General features: G+C 37.3%; 19 protein-coding genes and 2 other annotated features. Of the genes, 3 read left to right on the top strand and 16 right to left on the bottom strand.

The window, feature by feature from the left end:
• Window positions 1–350: 350 nt before the first annotated feature.
• The 12 genes from AC4BB5_RS01205 to fitA form a co-directional block, all read right to left on the bottom strand.
• Window positions 351–941 (bottom strand): phosphoribosylanthranilate isomerase, encoded by a 591-nt coding sequence (locus AC4BB5_RS01205; protein ID WP_490457635.1) that lies wholly within the window; start codon window positions 939–941, stop codon window positions 351–353.
• Window positions 938–1,696: an indole-3-glycerol phosphate synthase TrpC gene (gene trpC / locus AC4BB5_RS01200; RefSeq protein WP_490457634.1), complete on the bottom strand. Its 759-nt coding sequence runs from the start codon at window positions 1,694–1,696 to the stop codon at window positions 938–940. Before trpC ends, AC4BB5_RS01205 begins: the two co-directional genes overlap by 4 nt.
• Window position 1,697: 1 nt before the next feature.
• Window positions 1,698–2,711 (bottom strand): anthranilate phosphoribosyltransferase, encoded by a 1,014-nt coding sequence (gene trpD, locus AC4BB5_RS01195; protein ID WP_490457633.1) that lies wholly within the window; start codon window positions 2,709–2,711, stop codon window positions 1,698–1,700.
• Between the two features lies 1 nt (window position 2,712).
• A complete protein-coding gene (locus AC4BB5_RS01190; protein WP_490457632.1) occupies window positions 2,713–3,288 on the bottom strand; it encodes an anthranilate synthase component II in 576 nt (191 codons plus the stop codon).
• On the bottom strand, window positions 3,285–4,649 hold the full coding sequence (trpE, locus tag AC4BB5_RS01185) for an anthranilate synthase component I (RefSeq protein WP_490457631.1): 1,365 nt from the start codon (window positions 4,647–4,649) through the stop codon (window positions 3,285–3,287). Before trpE ends, AC4BB5_RS01190 begins: the two co-directional genes overlap by 4 nt.
• A 15-nt stretch (window positions 4,650–4,664) precedes the next feature.
• A complete protein-coding gene (locus tag AC4BB5_RS01180; protein ID WP_490457630.1) occupies window positions 4,665–4,973 on the bottom strand; it encodes a hypothetical protein in 309 nt (102 codons plus the stop codon).
• Between the two features lie 302 nt (window positions 4,974–5,275).
• Window positions 5,276–5,502, bottom strand: a binding site (T-box leader).
• 69 nt (window positions 5,503–5,571) lie between these two features.
• Window positions 5,572–6,822, bottom strand: coding sequence for a peptidase T (gene pepT / locus AC4BB5_RS01175; protein ID WP_490457629.1), 1,251 nt, complete (start codon window positions 6,820–6,822; stop codon window positions 5,572–5,574).
• Window positions 6,823–6,845: 23 nt separating this feature from the next.
• Window positions 6,846–8,495: a peptide ABC transporter substrate-binding protein gene (locus tag AC4BB5_RS01170; protein WP_490457628.1), complete on the bottom strand. Its 1,650-nt coding sequence runs from the start codon at window positions 8,493–8,495 to the stop codon at window positions 6,846–6,848.
• Between the two features lie 151 nt (window positions 8,496–8,646).
• Window positions 8,647–8,882 (bottom strand) — a binding site (T-box leader).
• Between the two features lie 279 nt (window positions 8,883–9,161).
• Entirely contained in the window at window positions 9,162–10,127 is a 966-nt protein-coding gene (fitD, locus tag AC4BB5_RS01165; protein ID WP_490457627.1) for an iron chelate ABC transporter substrate-binding protein FitD, read from the bottom strand.
• 190 nt (window positions 10,128–10,317) lie between these two features.
• Window positions 10,318–11,076: an iron chelate ABC transporter ATP-binding protein FitD gene (fitC, locus tag AC4BB5_RS01160; protein ID WP_490457626.1), complete on the bottom strand. Its 759-nt coding sequence runs from the start codon at window positions 11,074–11,076 to the stop codon at window positions 10,318–10,320.
• On the bottom strand, window positions 11,073–12,041 hold the full coding sequence (fitB, locus tag AC4BB5_RS01155; protein WP_490457625.1) for an iron chelate uptake ABC transporter family permease subunit FitB: 969 nt from the start codon (window positions 12,039–12,041) through the stop codon (window positions 11,073–11,075). The genes fitC and fitB overlap by 4 nt, the downstream gene beginning before the upstream one ends.
• Window positions 12,038–12,985 (bottom strand): iron chelate ABC transporter permease FitA, encoded by a 948-nt coding sequence (gene fitA / locus AC4BB5_RS01150; protein ID WP_490457624.1) that lies wholly within the window; start codon window positions 12,983–12,985, stop codon window positions 12,038–12,040. The genes fitB and fitA overlap by 4 nt, the downstream gene beginning before the upstream one ends.
• 369 nt (window positions 12,986–13,354) lie before the next feature.
• Here fitA and AC4BB5_RS01145 point away from each other — a divergent pair, with 369 nt between their 5' ends.
• Window positions 13,355–13,807, top strand: coding sequence for a YueI family protein (locus tag AC4BB5_RS01145; RefSeq protein ID WP_490457623.1), 453 nt, complete (start codon window positions 13,355–13,357; stop codon window positions 13,805–13,807).
• 154 nt (window positions 13,808–13,961) lie between these two features.
• On the opposite strand, the gene gshAB is transcribed toward AC4BB5_RS01145, so the two are convergent.
• Window positions 13,962–16,229, bottom strand: a complete 2,268-nt coding sequence (gene gshAB, locus AC4BB5_RS01140) for a bifunctional glutamate--cysteine ligase GshA/glutathione synthetase GshB (protein ID WP_490457622.1) — start codon at window positions 16,227–16,229, stop codon at window positions 13,962–13,964.
• A 229-nt stretch (window positions 16,230–16,458) separates the two neighbouring features.
• On the opposite strand from gshAB, the gene AC4BB5_RS01135 reads away from it, so the two are divergent.
• Both AC4BB5_RS01135 and AC4BB5_RS01130 read left to right on the top strand, forming a co-directional pair.
• Window positions 16,459–16,953, top strand: a complete 495-nt coding sequence (locus AC4BB5_RS01135; protein ID WP_490457621.1) for a cysteine hydrolase family protein — start codon at window positions 16,459–16,461, stop codon at window positions 16,951–16,953.
• A 198-nt stretch (window positions 16,954–17,151) separates the two neighbouring features.
• Complete coding sequence (locus AC4BB5_RS01130) at window positions 17,152–18,030, top strand: YitT family protein (RefSeq protein ID WP_490457620.1); 879 nt, start codon at window positions 17,152–17,154, stop codon at window positions 18,028–18,030.
• Between the two features lie 679 nt (window positions 18,031–18,709).
• Here the strand turns inward: AC4BB5_RS01130 and ftsY are convergent.
• The 3 genes from ftsY to smc are packed head-to-tail and all read right to left on the bottom strand — an operon-like array spanning window position 18,710 to window position 24,379.
• On the bottom strand, window positions 18,710–19,912 hold the full coding sequence (ftsY, locus tag AC4BB5_RS01125; protein ID WP_490459013.1) for a signal recognition particle-docking protein FtsY: 1,203 nt from the start codon (window positions 19,910–19,912) through the stop codon (window positions 18,710–18,712).
• 33 nt (window positions 19,913–19,945) lie between these two features.
• The gene (locus tag AC4BB5_RS01120; protein ID WP_490457619.1) at window positions 19,946–20,773 is read right to left on the bottom strand and encodes a Cof-type HAD-IIB family hydrolase; all 828 of its coding nucleotides are present in this window, start codon (window positions 20,771–20,773) and stop codon (window positions 19,946–19,948) included.
• 27 nt (window positions 20,774–20,800) lie between these two features.
• Window positions 20,801–24,379 carry a chromosome segregation protein SMC gene (smc, locus tag AC4BB5_RS01115; protein WP_490457618.1) on the bottom strand — a complete coding sequence of 1,193 codons (3,579 nt, stop codon included), beginning with the start codon at window positions 24,377–24,379 and terminating at the stop codon, window positions 20,801–20,803.
• Window positions 24,380–24,388 lie beyond the last annotated feature (9 nt).

The following is a 24,388-nucleotide window of genomic DNA, read 5'->3' as shown; positions in this document are numbered from 1 at the left end:
AAAAGCTGAATGAGTCGCTTAGTATCGACGAAAAATAGGAAAACATGAAAGTGGTGCTCTTTACCACATTCATGTTTTATCTTTTTTCCGAGATACTGACTCATGAAACTAGATAATATAAAAGCTGAATAGGCTCGTTTTGGTTCGACAAGAAAATAGGAAAAATTGACTGTGACGCTTTTTGTCACGTTCCATTTTTATCTTTTTCTCAAGAACCTAGCCTATGAAGCTAGATAATATAAAAGCTGAATAGGCTCATTTTGGTTCGACAAGAAAATAGGAAAAATTGACTGTGACGCTTTTTGTCACATTCCATTTGTATCTTTTTCTCAAGAACCTAACCTATGAAGCTAGCTGGATTCTTTTAGAAAAGCGATGATTTTTTTAGGATCTTTTACTCCGTTTGTTTCAACTCCGCTGGATACATCAACAGCATAAGGGTTAAAAGTTTGTTTAGCTCGTTGGACATTTTCTGGTGTTAGGCCACCAGCGATAATAATTTTTTTATTTTTGATAGAGCTGGTGTCTAATTTCTGCCAATCAAAAACTTCACCGTTGCCACCGACAAATTGTTGCGGTGGTGCATCGAAAAGCAAAAATTCTGCTGTTGTTTCTTTAATGCATTTTTCTTGTCCCACTCCATCAACTGATATTGCTCGGATCACAGGAACAGAAAAACGTTCTGTCGCTAGCACACCATGAAGCTGTACCATATCTAGCCCAACTTGTTGGATGATTGCTTCTACTTCCGATTGAATTGGTGAAACAAAGACTCCTACTTTTTTAACTTCTTTTGGTACATTTCTCGTGATTTTTTTTGCTTGTTCTGGAGTAATTCGGCGTTTACTATCTGCAAAAACAAAACCAAGATAATCTACACCAGAGTTCACTGCTAGCTCAACATGTTCTTTGGTTTTTAACCCACAAATTTTAACTTTCATCGCAAGACCTGCAGTTCTTTGACTTTTTCTTTAGGATCATTTTCTTTCATCAACCCTTCCCCAACCAAAACGGCTTGATAATTTTCTTTTACCAGTTTGACTTGTTCACTCGCTGAAAACCCAGACTCACTGATATGTATCGCGTCTGTTTTCTGTTTTTTACCTAATATTTGGCTAACACTTAGTGAAACATTAAATGTTTTCAAATTGCGATTGTTTACACCGATCAAGTGTGCCGATAATTCTTCTGCACACCTTAACTCTTGTTCATCATGGACTTCCACAAGGACTTCTAAACCAAGTTCAGTGGCCTTTTTATACAGTTCTTCTAACTTTTGTTTGGGTAATGCTGCAACAATCAATAGTACCATCGTTGCACCTGCATTTCTTGCTCGAATCAGTTGTTTTTCATCAATGATAAAATCCTTACATAAAACGGGGATATTCACCTGTGCAGCGACTTGGCGTAAGTCTTCGATCGATCCTTTAAAGAACTGCTCGTCTGTCAATACTGAAATAGCAGTAACACCTGCTTGTTCATAGGCTTTGGCCTGTTCAATAATATTGACTGATAAATTGATTGCTCCTTTAGATGGAGAAGCTCGTTTGACTTCTCCAATAATATGCATTTTTTTAGGCTGGTCTTTGACTTGTTGGTAAAATGAATATGTTTCTCGAAGCGGTTGCGTTACTTCTAGCGGCATCTCTTTTACCTCCTCTTGTTTTGAATTGATAATTTTTTCTAGAAAGTCCATCTTATACAACCTCCTTTTGTACTTGTATCAATTGTTCGAGCTTATCTAACGCCGCTCCGCTTGCCACACAGTCTTTTGCTAATACAATTCCTTCTTGAATCGTTCCCACTTTGCCATTACTGAAAAATCCTAATCCAGCATTCAATAAAACGGTATCTAAATAAGGGCTGGCTTGGTTTTTTAAAATAGATAACAATGTCTCTGTATTTTGTTCAGCGTTCCCTCCATGAATAGCTTCTAAAGGAAAACGAGTAAAACCAAATTCTTCTGGTTCGATCATATGCATCGTGATTTTTTTATCTTCTAGCAATGCAAAATGTGTCGTTCCGGCAAGGGAAGCTTCATCCAATCCACCACCTCCATTGACGACTACTGCTCGACTTCGCCCTAATTCACTCAAGGTTTTTGCGGTCTCTTCCAATAAATCTCGACGATAAGTACCCATTAATTGTGAATGCAGTGAAACTGGATTTGTTAATGGCCCAATCAAATTTAAAATCGTCGGTGTTCCTAGCTCTTTGCGTACTTTCATGACATATTTCATTTTTGGATGCATGTGTGGAGCAAATAGAAAGGCCAGTCCCACTTTATTCAGGATAAAACTTGTTTGTTTTGACGAAAGATTGATATCAACGCCTAAACACTCAAAAATATCTGCACTACCTGATTTACCAGAAATACTGCGATTACCGTGTTTGGCAACCGTTACACCCCCCGCAGCTAAAACAAACGCCGCTGTTGTACTAATATTGAAACTACCTGATTGATCTCCACCCGTTCCACAATTGTCCATCACATTTTCTTTTTGACAATCAATCATCACAGCTTTTCTCTGGATCGTCTCCGCAATTCCTGCCATCTCTTCTGCTGTTTCGCCTTTGCATTTTAATGCTGTTAAAAAGGCGGCGATTTGGCTGTCCGTTAATTGACCTTCAAAAATTTTTTCAGCTACTCGCTCTGCCTCCGCACGCGTCAAATGTTCATTACTATATACTTTCTCAAACAGTTCTTGCATATCAGATTTCCTCCATTCGTTGGATAAAATTTTTGATGATTACAGCTCCACTTGGCGTTCCAATCGATTCTGGATGAAATTGAAGACCAAAGACAGGATATTCTTGATGTTCGATTGCCATGATTTCTTGATCATCTGTAGCTATTGCTGTGATAACAAATTCTTCCGGCACTGTTTTGGGCTCGATGACCAGAGAGTGATAACGCATCACAGAACTTTCAAAATCCAGCCCTTCGAACAGTTTACTCTCTTTGTATATCCTAATGACTGACTGTTTACCATGTCGAATTTCTTTTGCTGTTATCACTTTTGCGCCAAATACTTCTCCGATGGTTTGATGACCTAAACAAATACCTAATAATGGCTTCATTCGATAGAACTGTTGAATCACTTCTTTTACATAACCAGTCTCTGTTGGAGTACCGGGTCCTGGTGAAATCACGATCGCTGCAGCTTGTTCTGCTAACTGGAAAATATCATCTGAATCATTTCTAATAATGACTACATCATGATCTGTTCCAAGTAATTGAGCTAAATTGTAGGTAAATGAATCGTAATTATCAATCAATAAAATCATTGTTCCACCTCCAAAAGTGCTTTCGCTTTTTGTAGCGTTTCTTCATATTCTTGTGTAGGGTCAGAATCATATACAATTCCGGCACCCGCTTGTACATAGGCTTTATTTTTATGGATGACCATCGTACGAATTGCAATGGCAAAGTCTGCTTGGTCATTTTTTGATAAGTAACCGACTGCTCCAGCATAAATATTTCGTTTGACTGGTTCGATTTCATAAATACGTTGCATTGCTCTAATTTTCGGTGCACCGCTGACTGTTCCAGCCGGTAACGTCGCTTTTAAGGCATCCATTGCGGTCAATTCTTGTTTTAGTTTTCCAGTTACAACTGAGACTAGGTGCATTACAAAGCGATACTTTTCAACAATCATATAAACTGGAACGTCAACAGAACCAATTTCACTAATTTTCCCTACATCGTTTCGTCCTAAATCAATCAACATTAAATGCTCTGCACGTTCTTTTTCATCGGTGAGTAGCTCTTGCTCTAATCTCAAATCTTGTCCCACTGTTTGCCCTCGTTTACGTGTTCCGGCAATTGGATTTGTTGTTACGATTTGATTTTTCACATTGACTAGACTTTCTGGTGAAGAGCCAATCACATATGTTTCACCAAAATCTAAAAAATACAGATAGGTCGATGGGTTGGTGACCCGTAATCTACGGTAATAGTCAAACGGTTCTTCTTCAAAATCAGCTGTTAGACGTTGTGAGGGAACCATTTGGAATAAATCGCCTTGCTTGATATAGCCTTTTATTTTTGTGACGGCCTCTTCAAAACTAGCTTTTGTAAAGTTGCTTTGATAATTCAATTTTTTTAAGTTAAGTTCTTTTTTCTCTTCTTTACTTGGTGTTTGGAGTTCTTTTATTTTTTGATCGATTGCTTTTTTTAGTACTTCTTCGCTACGTTTTGAATAAGTATTGGCCTCTACCAAAAAGATTTTTTCCCCCACATGATCAAAGATTAAATAAGAATCAAACAAATAAAAATGAATATCAGGAACATTTAACTCGTCAAACGGTTGTTGCCCCAACTCTTCATAGCAAGCAATCACGTCATAACCAACATAGCCGATTGCTCCGCCTTGAAAAGGTAGTTCTCTTGAAATTTCTTCTTTTTTTAAGACATGTTTTTCGATTTCTTTTAGCGGATCTTTTGTAGGAATCATCTTTCCATCGATCGTTAGATTGTGACCGAAACAAGTGATTTCGGAAATGGCATCCCAAGCAATGATCGAGTAGCGCCCTTTGCTTTTATCTCTAGGAATACTTTCTAAAAGACATTTGTTGCTTCCTTGGATTCTTAAGAATGCAGATATCGCAGTTAGATAATCTGCTTGGATTTCTTTGATCAATTGCATGTGATTTCCTCTTTTCTATTTTTGTTTTAATGTTTGATAGAATTGAAATGCAGTGGCGTGATTCATTGGTAATGAAGCTTTGCTCGCCAAGTGCTGTTCATCATCTGCTCTGGTGAAGCCAGTCGTAGTGATTCCTAGTATCGTTACTTCTCTCGCTCTGCTCGCCAAGTACTGTTCATCATCTACTCTGGCATAGCCAGTCGTAGTGATTCCTAGTATCGTTACTTCTCTCGCTCTGCTCGCCAAGTGCTGTTCATCATCTACTCTGGCATAGCCAGTCGTAGTGATTCCTAGTATCGTTACTTCTCTCGCTCTGCTCGCCAAGTGCTGTTCATCATCTACTCTGGCATAGCCAGTCGTAGTGATTCACAGCAAAAAGCCCTCACAAAACAGAACTTTATCTGTTTTGCGAGGGCGAATAATAGTATCCACGGTACCACCTCAATGAAAAGTGTATTTCTTTTTAAGTAACCTTAGAGCTTCTGTCCACTATTAACCGATTTGGTTCAGAGCGTGTAGTGATCCCTTGTAAAGTTACTTCTCCCTCTTAGCACACCTTTTACTGTAAACCACTTTTTTTCACGCTTTACAATAAAATAAGCCCCCAAACCACACAAAATCTGTGGTTTGAGGGCGAAAATTCACGGTGCCACCTCAAGTTTGAAAGAAATTCTTTCCTCTTATCAGTCGTCTATCAACGACCTTACTCTATAACGGGAGTTCCCGAAAATGCCTACTGAGATTCAACATTTCGCTCGAAAGTCCATTCACAACCCATCCCTTACTGATTCACAGTCCCATCAGCTCTCTGAAAAGTTCCAGTGTTGTTACTCCTCTTTCTCAAAGCTTTGCTATTGAGGACAATCATATTAGAAAATTCTAATCTTGTCAACTATTTTTTATATAAAAATTGACTTTTTTCTCAAACCCTTGATTTCTCAACATTCTCTTTGATAATTTCGACAATCGTTTTTGCTGCTAATTCCATTGCTTCAAGTGTTATAAATTCATATTGACCATGGAAGTTCTCGCCACCTGTAAACAAATTTGGGGTTGGAATGCCCATAAATGAAATTTTTGATCCGTCAGTTCCACCTCGAAATGGTTGTATATTAGGTTTGACGCTAAGGCTTTCCATCGCCTTGACTGCAAGTTCTACGGGAGTCATGTCTTTTTTGATAATCTCTTTCATATTGTAATACTGATCTAGAAAATCAATCGTGATTCGTTCTTTATCGAAAGTCCCGTTTAACTCACTAACGATTTTAGCAAGTTCTTGTTTTCTTTTTTGAAAAAGGTCCTTATCATGATCACGAATAATATAGGTCAACTCAGCCTGATCCAAACTTCCAACAAATTTTGTTAGTAAATAAAACCCTTCATCACCTTTTGTTTTTTCTGGCACTTCATCTTTTGGCAATTGGGCATCTATCTTTTCACCCAATTTGATGGCATTGACCATCATTCCATATGCCGTACCTGGATGAACGCTAGTTCCTTCGATCTTGATCACAGCTTGAGCTGCGTTGAATGTTTCGTATTCAAAACACCCCACTCTTCCACTATCTACTGTGTAAGCGAATACCGCTGGAAAATTTTCTGCATCAAACAGGTCTGCACCACGTCCGATTTCTTCATCTGGTCCAAAAGCAAGTAAGACTTTCCCGTGAGAAATTTCAGGATGCGCTAGTAAGTACTCGACTGCATCTAAAATCTCCACAATGCCAGCTTTGTCATCTGCTCCTAGTAACGTTGTGCCATCAGTTGTGATCAGCGTTTGACCAGTGTAATCTTTTAGGTTAGGGAATTCTTCTGTCTTCATAATGATTTTTAGATTTTTATTCAACACAACGTCTTTACCATTATAATTTTGAATGATATTTGGTTGAATATTTTCAGCATTATAATCTGCTGTATCCAAATGAGCAATAAACCCAATCGTCGGTATCTCTTCATTTGTGGTTGCAGGTAAAACCGCTGTTAAAAAACCATTTTTCTCATTGTAATGAATATCAGAAAGACCAATTTCAACTAATTCTTTTTCAATAATTCTTGCAAAAGTCACTTGACCTTGCGTTGTTGGCGTCGTCTGACTAGCTGCATCAGAACGTGTATTGATTTTGACGTAACGAATAAATCTCTCTAATAATCGACTCATTATTTTACTCCTCATTTCAAACAAGTTAGTGAAACTGATTAATTTTCTAAATAAGCTGTTCTCAGATTGAAATAGTCCCCATACAGATGGTAACTGATTCCTTTGATTTTTGGATTGATCAAGTAGTTAGATGCACTTTGATATAGCGGTACTTGTGCTGCCTCTTGATTTAGTAGAATATCTTCTGCTTTTTTATAATCCTCAAATTGTTTATCTGGTTTGTTAGCATTAACTGTACGTGCATCAGTGATTAGTTGATCGTAGTCAGTATTTTTATATGAGCCATAATTATAAGCAGATTCTCCAGCGTATAAATTGAAATAAGAATCTAAGTCACTGCTACCGGCAATCCAGCCAGACAATGAAAGTTCATAGTTTTTATCTTTACGTGTTTGTAGGACACTGTTTTTAGGCTGGGCATTGATCGTGATTTCTAGACCTTTTAAGTTTTCTTGTAATTGACTTTGCACATATTCAGAGATTTTTTTCCCGTTATCATCATCAGAAACTAAAAGGGATAGCTTGATTTTATCACCTAAATCCATTTTGGCTTTTTCCCACTCAGCTTGCGCTTTTTTCACATCATATATCGAGTGGTCACCACTGAATTTCCTGAAGTCTTCAGAAGTATCAGGATTTTTGTATAGGTCGCTTGGAATCAAACCATTTAATGGTTTTGAACCATCATTCAATACATTTTTCGTTAAAGAATCTTTGTCAATAGCTTGAGCGATGGCTTTTCTAAGATGAACGTTAGCTGGTGCAGTTCCTTCTTTTTTATTGAAATCTAAATAATAATTAGCTACATCCGAATGCGTAATATAGCCAGCATCGTCACTATATTGTTGAACATATTGACCACTGATACGCACTAGATCCAATTCGTTGGATTGATATAAATTGATTCCTGTATTTTCTTCTTTAATCGTATTGACTTTAACTTCTTCTAATTTTACTTTATCTGCATCGTAGTACTTAGAATTTTTCTTTAATGTCCATGTATCTGATGAAGCATCCCAATCAGCTAACACAAATGGTCCACTGTAAATCAAATGATCACTGTCAGTCGCATAATCTTTCCCTTGTTTTTCCACATAGGCTTGATTTTGTGGTGCCAACCATCCAATCGATACAACCGTTAAAAATGATGGCTGTGCTTGTTCTAATGTTACTTCAAATTCTTTTTCACTTGGCGCTAAAAGACCAATTTCGTCTACAGGTTTTTCACCATTGCGGATTGCTTTACTATTTTTTACATTGTCTAATAGATAAGCATTTGGTCCGATTGTTGCCGGTGTTACTAGTTTTTTCCATGAATATAAGAAGTCTTGAGCAGTGATTGGTTCACCATTGCTCCATTTTATACCATCTTTTAATGTAAATTTATACGTTAAACCATCTTCACTGATATCCACTTTTTCTGCTAATCCTGGAATCGGTGTACTGTCATCATCAAAACGATACAGCCCTTCAAAAAGATGCTGAACGATCGTAAAGGTGTTTTTGTCCATTGTTTGTGTTGTATCTAATGTTGAAAGTGGTGCTGGTGAGCTGATTTCGATTTTTTGACTAGCTGCGATTGTCCCATCTTCGTTTTTGGTTGTCTCTTTTTTGTCGTTACCACCACCGCATGCTGTTAATAATAATCCCGTTATCACTGCACTTACGACTAATAATTTTTTCTTCATTTTTGTTTCTCCCTTCAGTATCTGTATACATTAACTACTCCTACCTTGTTTATGAATATTGAAAATAAACTGTCCTGCTCCCTTTGCACGCCCTGTACTGTTTCATCCACTCTGGCGTGTAGTGATGAATAGCAAAATAGCCCTCATCCTATAAAAGGACGAGAGCTATAAACTTTCGCGGTACCACCTTCGATTGACTTAAATAATAAGTCCACTCTTTCAGTACAATCATACTGAGGCGCTATAACAGGCGCACCTGAATTGATCTTAACTTGTTCGATCAATTTGTTCAAAGGCCATTTTCTTTCCCATATTCACTGTCTCTTTCCACCATCCGAGACTCTCTTTGAGTTATCTGAAAAATACTTTCCTTATCTTCACATTTAATTTTAATAGATAATGTATTATAAGGATTGTAGCATAAAGGGCGAAGAAGCGTCAATATAGGAATTGAAAAATGTGTTGATCAATCGCTTTTAATTTTTTTGTGAATATTTCTCTTTTTAGCCTCATAAAACTATAACAATAATAGTATCATAGAAATCCACATTCCCAGTGGTTGGCTAGAACTTTGGCTTACAAAAACCTTACAATTTACTTATAAAAAAAAACAGACCTACATTCAATTTTCTGACAGATAATTTGAATGTAGGTCTATTATGTTTTTTATTTCAACGCTTTTTGTACATCTTCAATCATTAAGTGTGTAGACTCTAAGCCACCGCCACTTAAGTACCAAACGTCAGGTTGTAAAGAGATTACTTTCCCGTTTTTGCCAGCGTTTGTTTGTTTTACTAATTCATTACTTTCTACATTATCATTCGTATCGTCCCCACCGATTGCTTTGGTACGGTCAACCACGAATAAGATGTCTGGATTTTTTTCTAAAACATATTCATATGAGACACTTTGTCCATGAGTTGAGGCTTCGATAGCATCATCCGCTTGTTTGAAGCCAAATGTATCATGTACGATACCGAAACGAGAACCTTTACCATAAGCTGAAAGTTGTCCTTCATTTACTAAAACAACCAAAGCTTTTTCATCACTTGCTTGCGCTTTTTCTTTAACATCTGCAATTTCTTTTTCTAAATCAGCGATTTTTGTTTTTGCTTCATCTTTTTTATCGAAGATTTCAGCTAACGTTTCGATATTTTTCTTCGTAGAATTCCATGTATCTTTGGCATCTACTGCTAGATAAATCGTTGGAGCGATTTTGCTTAATTTATCTTGGAAATCTTGTTGACGTCCAGAGATAATGATCAGGTCAGGTTTTAGTTGGTTGATTTTTTCTAAATCTGGTTCTTTGATTCCCCCAGCTGATTCTACTTTTTTATAGCTGTCTAAATATTTAGGTAGATTTTTCGTTGGCGCACCGATAACTGTATTCCCTACACCTAATGCGTCCATTGTATCTAATGAACCATTATCGAAAACAACGACTTTTTTAGGATTCTTAGGAACTTCTACTGAACCATTTGAATCTTTGACTGTGATCGTTGTCGCTGCATCTGAACTTGATTCTTTAGAAGCCGAACCATCTGTAGCAGTTTTCCCATTATTTCCACATGCACCTAATGTAAGTAATGCAATCATTGAAACTGTTGCAATTGCTAGAAATTTCTTTTTCATTTTATTTCCCCCAATTAATTAAAGTTTTTAAAATTTTTCTGCTAAGATTAACTTATGTGTTGCGCTTTTCTTGTGATCTAGCTGCACGAACCAGAGCTCTCAACAAATAGATAAAGTGCTGAAAAGATAAAGAACATCTGTCCATCATTTTCCTTATGTGTTCGAGGTCTAAACGGTTCACTCCGCTTTTCTAGTTAAAATACATACAAAATCTTTTTCCTTCGATCTCACAAATTCGGATATTCATATCATAAAGTTTATTCAAAACTTCGGATTGGATAATATCATCCGTACTACCATGTGTAAATAATCGCCCATCTTTCATTGCGACGATCTCATCTGCATAGCTCGCTGCAAAATTGATATCATGCAACACGATGATGACGGTTTTACCAAATTCATCCACCAAACGCCGTAAAGTCTGCATCATTTGAACGGCAAAGTTCATATCTAAATTATTCAATGGCTCATCTAGTAAAATATAATCTGTATCCTGTGCTAAAACCATCGCAATATAAACTCGTTGTAATTGTCCACCTGACAATGTATCGATCAGTTCATCTGCTAAATCCAATAACCCAAGATTTTCCATTGCTTCTTCGACTTTTTCATGATCTTCTTTTTTTAAACGACCTTTACTATAGGGGAAGCGGCCAAAGTTTACTAACTCTCTAACTGTAATTTTCAGATTGATACCATTCGTTTGTTTTAAAATCGATAGCTTTTTAGATAGTTCACTTTGTTTCCAAGTTTTTACTTCGTTATGATCTAAATAAATCTCACCAGTATCTTTTGGAATCAAGCGACTCATCATCGAAAGCAACGTACTTTTCCCCGCCCCATTTGGACCGATAAAAGCAGTCAGTTTTTGCTCTGTAATCGGCAATTGAACCTCTGACACAACAATCTTTTCACCATATTTTTTTGAAACATTTTTGATTTCGATCATCTACGTTGCTTCCTTTCACTAATAATCTTTCCGACAAAATAAACACCGCCGCCAAATTCGATCACAATACTTAACGTCGTATTCAATTGGAAAACTTGCTCCACAAGAAACTGACCAAATACTAATAATAGAATCGACAATAAACTACCACCTAAGAATAACTCACGATGTCGATAGGTTCCCATTAGTTGATAACTCATATTTGCTACAATAAATCCAAGAAATGTCACTGGCCCAACCAAAGCGGTTGAAAGCCCGATCAACCCGCTAATAACGGTCAACAAAATAAATTGAAACCTCGGAACATTGATCCCTAAGCTAGTTGCTTGCTCATTCCCTAAATGCAAGACATCCAACGCATGACTTTTTATCCATAAAAAGCCAACTAAAAACGTGATCAAAATACTCGCAATCAGCAGATGCTGGCTATTCACATTACCAAAACTGGCAAATAATTTACCTTGAAGCAAATCATATTCATTCGGGTCCATCACAACTTGTAAGAACGTACTGATACTATTGAAAAATGTCCCTAAAATAATCCCGATCATCAATAATAGAAACAGATCATTACCGCCTTTTTTCAACAAGAATCGAGAGAGCATCGTACTCGCACTTACCATCAATAAAACATTCAAAAGAAAAGTAGCAATCGTTTCATTGCCTAAAAGCTGCTGACCTCCTAAAAAGAAAAACAGCAAAGTCTGAATAAAAACATATAATGAATCCAATCCTAAAATATTCGGTGTTAAAAAATGGTTCTGCGTCATCGTTTGAAAACTAATCGTGGAAAATGTAGCAGCGACTCCAACGAAAACAAATGCTAATAACTTTTTCCCTCTAAGCTCTAAAGCAAAAGCCCAATTCCCATACGTCTTATAGGATAGATACAAGGCACAAACAACAATCACGGCAATCAATAATAAGATGATTTTCACCGCGGATGACTGGAAGAATTTTTTCATGCTGTTTTCCTCCTCATCAATAATGCGATAAAAATAAAGCTTCCAAGCACGCCGACAACGACGCTGACTGGCACTTCATAAGGCGCGATCACAACACGAGCTAACACATCACATGCCAATAAAAAGATACTTCCGCCGACTGCTGTGATTGCTAATGTATTTTTCATATGATCGCCATAACGCATGGATACGAGGTTAGGCACGATCACGCCTAGAAATGGTATATTTCCCACCATGATCAAGACAACCGCACTGGATAATGCCACGATCCCTAAACCAAATAGCTGAATTCGCTGATAATTCAACCCCAGATTCGTTGCCATATCTTCCCCCATCCCGACTACCGTAAAACGATATGCAAAAAGATACGTAATGATCAATAACGGAATTGTTAGATAAAGTAGTTCATAATTGCCTTTCATCACTGTTGAAAAATTCCCCTGTAACCAAGAAGACATATTTTGAACGAGCTGAAATTGATACGCAAAAAATGTCGCTACTGAACCAATGATATTTCCAAACATCACACCAATCAGTGGAATCATCACTTGATTTTTTGCGGGTAAAAAGCGTGTTAAATAAATAAAAATCAATGTGCCGCCAAAAGCAAACAAGAATGCGATAAACGATCTGAATAATAACGGCGCACTAGGAAACAAAATCATTACGACTAAAATCCCTAAACGTGCACTATCCATCGTTCCCGCTGTACTTGGCGAGACAAATTTATTCTGTGTTAAATGCTGCATGATCAAACCAGAAATACTGATCGTACTTCCTGCTATCACCAAACTAATCGTTCGAGGCAGCCTAGTGGTTAACAATACTAATTGTTGCTGTGAGTCCCATTGAAATAATTGTGTCAGAGAAATATCTTTCACTCCGACAAAAATCGATACTACAATCAAAAGGAGTAAGAGAACAAATAGGCCTATTTTTTTCATATACTTGCTCCGTTTTTCTACTTGCTAGAATGAAATTTTCAAAACTGAACGAGCCTGTTCAGCTTTTCTCTTTGTCTAGCTTTACAAGCTAGTTCCTCGGAAAAAAGATAAAACCTGCTAGTGCCAATTTACGGCACAATCCTGTTTTCCTATTTTTCTGTCAGAACTGAACGAACCTGTTCAGCTTTTCTAATTGAGAATGATTTTCATTCTTATCTCTTAGTCTATGCGAAAATCTTAATAAAAGCAATACTTTTTTAGCTTTTCTTCATTCTCAATTAGCATTGAAATTCAGTTATTCTAAGCGCTTTACACTGGATCTATGCTATAATTTGAAGTAAGACTATATGGAAGCAGGTTAGATAATTAATGGCACAAGATGACTTACAGAAACATTTAGATAATGCAATGTATGGCACTCCGCTACTAAAACCAGAAGAACAACGCAAGTATATGGGCACTTTTCGTGAGCGATGCTACTTGACGATGACAATTACACAGATGAAAAATACAGAAGATAGAACGAATTTTTTAAAAGAACTAACACAGCACCCAGATGCTACTGTTTTACTGAATGGCGCAATGGAGATGAGCTTGCAGGGAGCCTATATCAAGTTGATCAACGAGCAAAAAGTATCGTTTACCGTGGTCAATGATTTTGTTGAGAATACACCTGATGCTTTAGGTTTGGTATTAACTGCGAGAGAAGCGGTGAATGAAGAAATCATCGATATCGAACAAAAATATCCCAAGCAAACTGCTGCACCAACAACTAAATCAGAACAACCTAAGAAAAGTTTCTGGCATAAATTATTTCATTAAGAGAGCATCGAGGAACGCTCCTATAATTTGGATACAAATAAACAAAAATAAGAGCATGCTGGTAATAACTCTTTTCTCAACTATTCTTTTTGATAACAAAGAAGCAGCAAAGAAAATCAACTTTTTTCTTTGCTGCTTCTTTATAATTCATTTTCTAAAACACTTCCGGATATAACATTTTCAGCACATCCATCGTCAAATGACGCCCCTGACCCGTATGCGGATATGCGTGCATATGCATAGCTGGATTAAAGTTCGCTTCTATGATTCCGTACGTTCGACTGTCTTTCATTCCTTTGATTGTTTTATCTGGTACGATCAAGTCGATTCCACAAATTTTTGCGCCTAAAGCTTGAACAGCTTCGATGGCAATCTGTTTATAGCTTTCATCAAAATTATCTGTTACATCAATTGAATCGCCACCCGTGCTGACGTTAGAATTCTCCCGTAAATAAACGATCTGATCTTTTTCTGGTACAGATGTTGTTAAAAGATTCTGCTCTTTTAACATCAATCGTTCTACATCCCCTAATTGAATCAGTTCCAACGGTGAGCGATGGTGCGTTCCTCTCAACGGATCAAGGTTCTTTTCTGCTACCAATGCTTCAACTGAACGAATCCCATCACCAACAACATTGGCGGGCACTCGTAACATGATAGCACGTACTTGACCATCCAAAACAAAGAAACGATATTCTGTCCCAGGTAAGAATTCTTCAATCAATACAGCTGAATCTTCTTTAAACGCTAATTTCAACGCTTCAGTATAATCAGCTAAAGAAGCACCCTCTTTAAAAATCGTGATTCCTAAACCGTAATTGGTTGTTTTAGGTTTGATCACAAACGCTTTTTCGGAGTATTTTACATAAGCTTGTTCCGCCTGTTCGATCCCATCAAATTCATCTCCAGCAGGCACGGTAAAACCAGCCTCCGCCAGAACTTTTTTAGTGACCGTCTTATTTTCCATGATCAGCGGTACGATATAACTATCTTTGCTTGTCATATTCGCATTTTTGACATACTCAATATGGTCATTGTGCTTAAGTTTTAAAAATTGTTCTGCTTCATCTAACAACTCAACTTCTACACCTTTTTGGATGACATCAAATAAAAACAACTGTGTAGATAACTCCATATTTCTAAAACCAGCTAATTGATAAGGACGTTCAAAGGCCATTCCTTGGTATTCTTTTCCAAAAATAATACCCAATTCTTGATTTGAGTTGCTTTCAATAATTGTCCACATTTTTCCAGCAATCGTTAAATCAGGTGTTCTTAACTGAGCTCGATGAACTTCCAATGATTTCTTCGCTCTAAATAGACCTAATGCTTCGATCATTTCATCCATTTCAGCAAAAATACGGTCACCTTCTGCTAGTAGTTTTACTTGAGCAAAAGGATGTCCTAACGCTACTTGTTCATTTAAGAAGTCCCCTGTTGCTACCCAATCATTCGGTGCTTCTTTTTCATCTGTCCATAATAAGTACAGCATAAACAAATGAATAAACTCAAGCGATTCTTCATCTACACCTAATGGCGCAAATGGATTTAAATCTAGATTTCTAAGTTCAATATAGCGAATACCCGTTTTAGGTAAATCAGCCATTTGTTTTCCGCCGCGTAAACGGACAGCCGAGTAAAATTCTTTTTCTTCAGATAAGATACCATTTTCAACCATGCGATGGATATCATTAATGTAGTGTTGTAATGATTCATACGAAACTTTGACGTCCTCATTATTTTTATAACCAAACGAACTGTTGCGCAGACTTCTAACTGGCTCTTTCGGACGTTCTTCTCGCTCCGTAAAATAACCAGACTCGCTGACAGGTGACGCGCCAAATAGATATGTGATCAGCCAACGGTAACGTAAGTAATTCCGTGAGACCTTCATATATAAAATATTTTTGAATTCTTCGATCGTTTCGTATTCTATTTGTGCTGAGAAAAGCTGTTTGACTAATTCGATGTCATATTCAAAATTAAAATGAATGCCACTGACCATTTGTTTACGTTTGCCATATTCTCTCGCTAGATAACGACGATACAAAATCCCTTCAAACTGGTCTAGCTTAGCAATTTTGATTTCTTCATCTTTTAGTGGCAGTTTTGGCGGCATACTTAACGGCCAAAGCATCTCATGTTTATTCATCGAACGCAACGCTACATCATGAATCGCTGCAAGGTAGCGCATCATTTCATGGATGGAATTTGCCACAGGCGTGATCAACTCCATTTGTGACTCACTAAAATCAGTTTGAATATACGGATGGTACGAACGATTGCCTAAAACTTCTGGATGATACGTTGTTGCTAATTGACCATCAAATGTCGTACGTTGACTTTCTTTTTCTAATCCAAATCGTGCAGCCATTACATATGGACGTGCAGTTTTTTGTTGTAACAACTCTTTAAATTTCATACTGTCGCCTTTCTTCCCCGTTATTATTCCATTACTCATCATTATATAGAAAAAGAGAAGCAAAAAGAATATTTTAGCTTAAATTTAGTTAAAAAGAATATAAACTTTCTTAATTAGTCCAAACAGAGGTGCCTCACACTTTTTTATTTTGCTGCGTCTATTCTTTTAAGTCATGTAACTTCATTGTATACTAGAAAGAAAAAAAAAATATACAACAAAGGAGAACACCATGAATACTAAAGCATTGATCGTCATCGATCTCCAAAATGGTCTCGAAAATGTTGGAAATGGTTTATTTCATCTTACTGATCTATTAATTGGTGTAAATCAACGCATTGCAGATTACCGTACTAATCATCTACCCATTTTATTTATCCAACATGAAGATGCTGAGCTAGTTGTCGGAAGTCACAATTGGCAGCTATTTGAACAACTTGATGCCAGATCTTGTGACGTTTATGTTAGGAAAACGCATGCGAATTCTTTTTTTCAAACAAAGCTAAAAGAATGTTTAGATGAATTATCCGTCACTGAACTAGAATTTTGTGGTGCTCAGACAGAATACTGTGTTGACACTACAATCCGAATGGCTCACGGTTTAGGTTATCGTTGTTTCATGAAACGAGGTTTAAATACAACACTAAACAATGACTTACTCGGCGCCCAAACAATTATTCAGCATCACGAAAATTTATGGGATCAACGTTTTTTAACCTTTATTTGATTAAATAGCTATTGTTTTTCTATTCTCTCTAATTTTACCATACTCCTCAACTAAAAAATTAAAATTATCTCATGATATTTTCTAGTCATTCGTGATAGTATAACTAGGGGCTATTCGTTGAACTATTTTTATTTTGCTCTTATTATTCGTTCAATGAGGAAATACCCGATATTCTTTGACAATGGAGGAACGTTTTATATGAAATTTACGAAAAGACAAATCCAAGATACGTTATATGTAACGATTGGTTCTTTTATTTTAGCGGTATCAATCAATTCGATTTTACTGCCAAACAAAATCGTAGCAGGAGGGGCAAACGGAATCAGCGTAGTGATCAACTACTTGTTTGGAACCAATCCCGCTTTAGTTTTATATGCAATCAACTTGCCTTTATTACTACTTTGTTTCTTACTTTTGGGAAAAGAGGTTGGTATCAAAACGATTTATGGTAGTTTGATTTATCCGTTTTTTGTGGGGATCACGACGCATTTACCTGTACTTACACATAATATTTTCCTCGCAACGATCTTCGGCGGTATTTTAACTGGGATTGGGTTAGGACTAGAATTTAGAGGGAATGCTTCAACTGGTGGAACAGCAATCATCTCTCAAATCGTGAACAAGTACTTTAAGATTTCGCTAGGCGTGTCGATTTTATTTGTGGATGGTTTGGTGATTTTATCCGCTCTATTTGTTTTCAATACTGATACAGTCCTCTTTTCTCTGATTTGCTTATATCTTATTGGACGAGTGGTTGATATGGTTCAAGTTGGCTTTGTTCGTTCGAAAAATGTCATGATCATTTCACCGAAATATGCGGAAATCAAAGAGAAAATTTTAGTCGATATGGATAAAGGATTAACAATGGTTCCAATCGAAGGTGGTTATCAAAAAAATCCAAGCATGTTGATGATGACGGTTATTAGTGAAAAAGATTTTGCAAAGATCAAAGAAAATGTCTTGTCAATTGATGAAGAAGCCTTTATTGTGTCAATGAATGCGAGTGAAGTTTTCGGTAAAGGATTTAGTTTGAAGAAAATTGCGGAAGATTATGGGATAGAGACGAATAATTTGTAAACAGAAAAGCGAAACAAAGCGTTTAGCTCTCATGAAAATTAGGAACTCTCTGGAAAGATGCTCTTTGTCTTTTCAGAGAGTTATCTATTTTCCTTGAGAGTTGCTTTGTGTAGCTGGATCAAGAAAAGCGAAACAAAGCGTTTAGCTCTCATGAAAATTAGGAACTCTCTGGAAAGATGCTCTTTGTCTTTTCAGAGAGTTATCTATTTTCCTTGAGAGTTGCTTTGTGTAGCTGGATCAAGAAAAGCGGAACAAAGCGTTTAGCTCTTATGAAAATTAGGAACTCTTTGGAAAGATGCTCTTTGTCTTTTCAGAGAGTTATCTATTTTCCTTGAGAGTTGTTTTGTGTAGCTGGATCAAGAAAAGCGGAACACGGCGTTTAGCTCTCATGAAAATTAGGAAAACAAGTTGGAATCATAGTATTTAGTCTACACAAAATACTTCCTTAAAGATATAATTAATCTACATACAAAAGCATAGAGTACACTTCATTTCAGTCGCAAGACTGGCGGATAGGTGACCTATTAAAACACGCTAGTTTGTACTAATCACATTATTTTTTATTAATGTACCTAAGTAAAGTCACATGCGCTCATAAAAAAACAGCCTCTGAATAGTCGTCTACCTGACGTATCCAAAAACTGTTTTTTTATTATGAACTAAAGAACGTATCTAGCTTCTAGTCTTCTTCCTTCAACAATCCTTTAAACAATCCAATCGCAAAATCATTTGCATCGAATGGCTCTAAATCATCAATACCTTCCCCAAGTCCCACTAACTTCACTGGTAAGTGTAACTCATTACGAATGGCTAAGACGATCCCACCTTTGGCTGTCCCATCTAATTTTGTTAAGACTAAGCCTGTAACATCGGTCGTTTCTTTGAATTGTTTTGCTTGTGACATGGCGTTTTGCCCGGTTGTGGCATCTACCACAAGCAAGACTTCATGCGGTGCATCTGGCAATTCACGTTGTATCACCCGTTTGATTTTTTCTAATTCGTTCATCAAATTGACTTTATTTTGCAAGCGCCCTGCTGTATCAACAAGTAAGATATCCGCATTTTCAGCTTTAGCACGATCTACTGCATCAAAAACTACTGCCGCTGGATCGCCACCTGCATTACCGCGAACAACTTCTACCCCAGCACGTTCGCCCCAGACCACTAATTGATCAATGGCTCCTGCTCTAAACGTATCTGCTGCTGCCATCAGGACTTTTTTTCCGTCTTGTTTAAATTCATGTGCTAGTTTACCGATACTGGTTGTTTTACCAACACCATTTACGCCGACAAATAGCATAACAGTTAAACCATTTGCTTGAATATTCAGCGCATTATTTTCTTCGATTCCTTCTGCTTCGTATAAATCAACCATTTTTTCAATAATCGTATTTTGAACAGCCGCAGGTTTTTTCACATTGCGCAGTTTCACTTCTTGACGTAATGATTCTGTGATTTTAATTGCTGTATCAAAGCCAACGTCAGCGCCAATCAATGTTTCTTCTAGCTCTTCAAAAAAGTCTTCATCCACAGAACGGAAATTAGCAAATAATTCATTCAAACGTTCCCCAAATGTTTTACGGGTTTTTTCTAGCCCTTTTTCATACTTTTCTTGAACGATGATTTCTTCTTCTTGTTCTTCAATAATTTCAGGCTCAACAAGTTCTTCTGCTTGAGTCACAGGATTTACCGTAATCGAAGGATCGATTTCAGGTTCTGGTTCTTTTACAGGCTCTTCTGTTGTATCAAGAGAATCTACTTGCGTATGTTCCAACGATTCTGTCTCTACTTGTTTTTCTTCTGGAATCACATCTTCTTGAACGGATTCTATGACCTCTTCATCTGTCTTGATTTCAGCAGGTGGTGTTTCTTTTTCATTCATAAACGCTTTTTTTATTTTATCGAAAAATCCCATTTAATTCCCTCCTCTCAATGGTTCTAAAACAAATTTTTCAACGGCTTGTGCAACACCGTCATTGTCATTTGTATCTGTGATAACATCTGCCAAGTCTTTCACCTTAGCGACAGCATTTTCCATCGCTACACCAAGTCCTGCATATTCGATCATCGGTAAATCATTTTCTTCATCACCAATCGTCATAATCTCTTCTTGTTTAATGCCTAAATCTCTAGCTAATAAAGAAATTCCATAGGCTTTCGTGATTCCTTTAGGCATAAATTCTAGTAAATTACTTCTCGTTTTGATGATTTCATAGCGATCATAAAATGGACTCGGTATCTTTTTAATTTGCTCATCTAGATACGTTTGCTCTACCGCAATAACGGCTTTATTGTAAATTCTATCAGTTGTCAATGCGGCTAGTTCGTGAGACTCATACGTCAGTAATTTATTTAGTTGGCTATACAAAGATTCATAATTCTGTGTTGTTGGCAACTGCAAGACCAGCCCATCAGACAAAATATCTAGAGGTACATTCAACGATGTAGCTAGCTCAAATAAATCATGGACATTTTCTAACGGCATAGATGATTTTTCAATGATTTCACCTGTATCGTTTTTTTGAACTAACCCGCCATTAAATGTGATACTATAATCGCCGTTATCTCGCAAATTTAAAGCATCTAAATAGATACCAATTGCAGCCAATGGTCGGCCTGTACAAATAACGATTTTAACTCCTGCAGCTTTGGCTTTGGCTAAAGCTTCTTTGTTTCTTGAAGAAATTTCCTTCTTACTATCTAATAATGTGCCATCTAAATCGATAGCGACCAGCTTAATCAACCCAACTTTTCCTCCTATCTTACACACCTAAGTTTCAGCGACGATTGCGCCGCCTTCTTTCACTTCTTCCAAACGAACAGAAACAATTTTTGAAACACCTGATTCTTGCATCGTTACACCATACAAGACATCAGCGGCTTCCATCGTCCCTTTACGGTGAGTGACCACGATAAATTGTGTATCATCTTCAAACTCACTCAAATAATGGCCAAAACGAGAAACGTTGGCATCATCTAATGCCGCCTCAACTTCATCTAAGACACAGAATGGAACTGGTCTAACACGAATAATAGAGAACAATAACGCAATCGCTGTTAAAGCTCGTTCGCCACCGGAAAGTAAGCTTAGGTTTTGTAATTTTTTGCCTGGTGGTTGTGCTTCGATTTCTACCCCTGTATTCAGTAAATCTTCGGGATTTGTTAAAATCAGCTCTGCCCGACCGCCGCCAAACATGTTTGGAAACACAACTTTAAATTGCGCACGAATTGCTTCAAAGACTTCGCTAAAGCGTGCTTTGACTTCTTCATCCATCTCACCCATTGTTTCAAACAATTGATCTTTGGCATCTAATAAATCATCACGTTGCGATACTAAAAACTCATGACGTTCATTGACTTGTTCATATTGTTCGATGGCGTTGAGATTGACTGGACCTAAACGTTCGATCTCACGTTTCAAGCGTTTCACTTCGATTTGTGCCTGCTCTTTGTCGATCGACAGTTCATAATCTTCACTCGCACGTTCAAAGGTCAAACTATATTCTTCTTGTAGATATTGCAACGAATTGTCTAGTTTGATTTCTGAGCGGTTTTTCTCGACTTCTATTTTGGTTTGTTCTGTCAATAAATGTTGTTGTTGTTTATTTTCTTCAGCCAACCCTGTATCGATTCGATCAACCTGCTCTTGTAATTGATGACGAGCTGTTTTCGCTTCTTGAATGCTTATTTGAAGTTGCTCTTTTTTCTCTGCTAGTTGTTCTAATTGAACCGCTAAGCTTTCTTCTGTGACTTGATGATCTGTGGAGTTATCACTCAATTGTTGTAATTGCTGACGTAATGCTGTTTCTCTTGCTAAAAATTCGTCTAACTGAGTTTGTTTTTCTGTTACTTGTTCCGTTAAATGAGCCAATTGTTCAGCCACAACTGCTTGATCTGCCTGTACTTGATTAAAGCGTTCAAACGCTTCTGCTCGTAAGGTTTCCATTTGGCTAGCTTCTTGATCAACTTGTTTCATTTCTCGATCCAAACGATCTTTTGTCTGATTCAGTTCTTGTTGTTGTTCCGTCAGTTCTTCTTTTCTCGCTTGATATTCTGTTAAAAATTGATGTAGTTCGCGCGCTTCAAATTCAAACAAACGTTGTTCTTTTGTTAAACGAGTAATCGTCTCTTCTTGATTTGCCAGTTTATTTTGTAACTCTTGTTGCTTCAAGCGACTTGTTTCACCAGTTGAGCGAAGTTGCTCCAATTGTTCATTTAGCTGCTTGACTTCATCTGTTAATTCTTGGACTTCTTTTTCATTTACAGTTAATTGTTTTTCAAAACGCTCCATTTGTTCCGTTAAAGTTTGAAGTTCTTGTGTTTGTGAAAACAGACTTCCTTGATTACCACGTTTATTGGCACCACCGGTCATCGAACCACCTGAGTTCATGACATCTCCATCTAATGAGACAACACGATATTGGTAATTCACAGCTTTTGCTAATTGATTGGCACTTTCTAACGTTTCTGCAAGCAACGTCACACCTAAAAGATTTTGAATAACATTACCAACTTCATCTGAAAAATGAACTAATTCGCTGGCGACTCCTAAAAATCCAGGAATATTACTGACACGATCACGCACCGCACTGGAAACATTTCTTGGCTTAATGGTTGTCAACGGTAGGAATGTTGCCCGACCACTATGTTGTTGCTTCAAGAATGTGATTCCAGCTCGACCGTCTTTTTCACTTTCCACAACGACATGTTGTGCTGCACCACCTAAAGCTGTTTCAATTGCTAATGTATACTCTTTTGGCACCTCGATCAATTCTGCCACAGCACCAACAATTCCAGTCAACTGATCTTTGTGTTTGAGTACGGCTCGAACACCTTGATAAAATCCTGAATAGTTTTCTTGAATTTCTTGTAAGCTCTTTTGACGCGCTTTGGCTTGTTGGACTTGGTTCATGGCTTGGTACATATTTTTTTGTTTTACAGCCAATTGCCCTTGCTTTTGATCTAGTTGATTCTTTAATTGCGTGTATTGTTCTCTTTGATCGGTTAATGATTGATCAGATGCGGCTAAACTTTCTTCCAGTTGCTCTTTTTCTGCTAGCGCATCTGTCATTTGTTTTTCTAATGCTTCGTGTTTTTGGATAGATTGTTGATTTTTAGCCGTTTCTTGTTGGTATTGACGTTCTAAATATTTTAAATCATTCGTTGTATTAGCTTGTTCTTGCATGACTTCTACATACTGACTGCGTAATTCTTCCAATAATTCTTTTGAAGACTTACTGTATTTTTCAACTTCTAATTCTGATGCTTGGATTGCTTCAACTAATGATTCACGCTGTACTTTTTTCTCGGTAACTTTCGTTTGTAACTCTTGGACTTCTTCACGGTAGCGCGTGATTTTTTCAGCATTTTCTGCTAACGTTTGTTGATACTCACTGGTTGTCTGCATCGTATGTTTTGAACGTTCAACCAAAACATCTTTTTGTCCTTCTGTTTGTTTCAATGCTTCCGTGATTTGGAGCAACTGTTGCTGTTCTGTCTCAATTTGCCCATCTAATTTATTGCGTTTCCCACGCAACTGAAACAATTCATCCTCTGAATCACGGATTTTTTTACTTGCAGCGTTTAGTTTCTCTTCGATTTCAGCAAGTTCAGTTGTTTTTATTTTCCAAATTTCTTTGGCCGCCTCGATTTCCGTTACCGTTAAGCTAACATCAATTTCAGTTAGGCTCTCTTTAAGTTTCAAAAACTCCTTGGCCGCTTCACTTTGCGCAGCTAGAGGAGTCAGTTGATCTTCTAATTCGTAGATGATATCTTGTACACGACTTAGGTTATCTTCTGTTTCAAACAGCTTTTGTTCTGCTTTTTTCTTCCGTTGTTTATACTTCAAAACGCCTGCGGCTTCTTCAAAAATACCACGACGATCTTCTGGTTTACTATTAAAAATTGCTTCAACTTTCCCTTGGGAAATAATCGAGAATGATTCTTTTCCTAAACCAGAATCCATAAATAAATCATGGATATCTTTCAAACGGCAAGCTTGTTTATTGATATAAAAATCACTTTCACCTGTTCGACGATAGCGACGTGTTACACTGATTTCAGTAAAATCTAACGGTAAAAAATGATCGCTATTATCTAAGACAACCGTTACTTCGGCAATATTCAACGCTTTACGACCTTCAGAACCAGCGAAAATAATATCCGGCATTTTGCCTCCGCGAAGACTTTTTGCCGATTGCTCGCCTAAGACCCAGCGAATCGCTTCGGTGATATTACTTTTTCCGCTGCCATTTGGTCCAACGACAGCCGTCACACCATTTTCAAACTCTATAACAGTCCGATCCGCAAAGGATTTAAATCCTGCGATCTCAATTCGTTTTAAATACACGAATAAAAC

The sequence above is a fragment of the Enterococcus sp. AMC1252 genome (assembly GCF_058216515.1).
This window is presented reverse-complemented; position numbering and strand designations above follow the sequence as displayed.